Source organism: Micromonospora sp. BQ11, from assembly GCF_052068135.1.
In the GTDB taxonomy this organism is placed as follows: domain Bacteria; phylum Actinomycetota; class Actinomycetes; order Mycobacteriales; family Micromonosporaceae; genus Micromonospora.
This window is the reverse complement of record NZ_JBQHDB010000029.1, coordinates 1-1197: the sequence shown is the minus strand read 5'-3', so window position 1 is coordinate 1197 and position 1197 is coordinate 1. Positions and strand designations below refer to the sequence as shown.

Below are 1197 nucleotides of genomic sequence, written 5' to 3'. Positions count from 1 at the left end.
CCCCCTGGGGACCCGTCCTGCCAGGTCGGCGGACGGTCCCTGTCTGCGTCCGATGTCTGGTTTCGGGTGCGGTGTCCAGTGGGCGGGGCCGGCCGGGGGTGGAATCCGGGGCGGGGGCGGGTCGTTGTATCTGGCAGACCGCGCCACCAGAACCGGCCCACACGGGGTCCCGGCCCGGCGGGAACGATTGCCCGCCCGCCGTGGTTACATCCCCGGGCCGCACACACGGTCCACCGGGAGCCGGCAAGGAATGACCGACCGGCTCCCCCGGTTACATCCCCGGGCCGCACCGCAGGGCCCGCCCCCGGGAAGCGTGGCGGGCAATGACCCCCCGACCCCCGGTGGTTGCATCCCCCCGGACCCGTGCAGGCCACCTCCGCGCCGCCGGACCGGATCCCCCGCAGAGCATCGCGGCATGCCACCGCAGAACCCCCCGTTTGCGTGTGTCGCGCACCCCCGATGTGAAGGAGCAACCCGACCATGGCTACCACCCTGTTCCACAAGGCCGCCCTGACCTGCGCCAGCGCCGCGTTCATCGGCGGCGTGTTCACCGGACCCGCCACCGCCCTCGCCGCCCCGGCCGAGACCGGCAAGACCGTCACCACCACCCAGACCCGCAAGAGCGACAAGTCCGACCGCAAGGGCGAACGCGAGCTCAACGTCCGCTACCAGGCCCAGCCGAACTTCTACTACTGCGGCCCCGCCGCCGCCCGCAACGCCCTCAGCGTCCAGGGCAAGGACATCGACGTCGACGGCATGGCCCAGCGGATGGGCACCACCGAAGCCGGCACCGACTCCGTCAACGACATCACCCCCGTGCTGAACAAGGAGACCGGTAAGGACATCTACCGCTCCACCGAGATCAGCACCCCCCGCGCCGACGACAAGCAGACCGACAAGCTGCGCACCGACATCGTCGGCACCGTCGACGACGGCCGCGCCGTGGTCGCCAACATCGCCGGCACCGCCACCGACACCGACGGCACCACCCACTCCTTCGAAGGCGGCCACTACATCAGCGTCATCGGCTACCGCGACAACGGCAACACCGTCACCATCGCCGACTCCGCCGACCCCACCCAGGCCACCTACCGCATGAACATCGACAACCTCGCCGACTGGATCGCCACCCGCGGCTACATCTCCTGACACACCCGCAAGAACAGGGCCGGCCCCCACCCGGGGGCCGGCCCTTCC

Annotated in this window: 1 protein-coding gene; it reads left to right on the top strand. The window is 71.2% G+C overall.

The window, feature by feature from the left end:
• The first annotated feature begins 480 nt into the window (after positions 1–480).
• Positions 481–1149 carry a C39 family peptidase gene (locus ACTMSW_RS30660; RefSeq protein WP_441184282.1) on the top strand — a complete coding sequence of 223 codons (669 nt, stop codon included), beginning with the start codon at positions 481–483 and terminating at the stop codon, positions 1147–1149.
• The last annotated feature ends 48 nt before the right edge of the window (positions 1150–1197 follow it).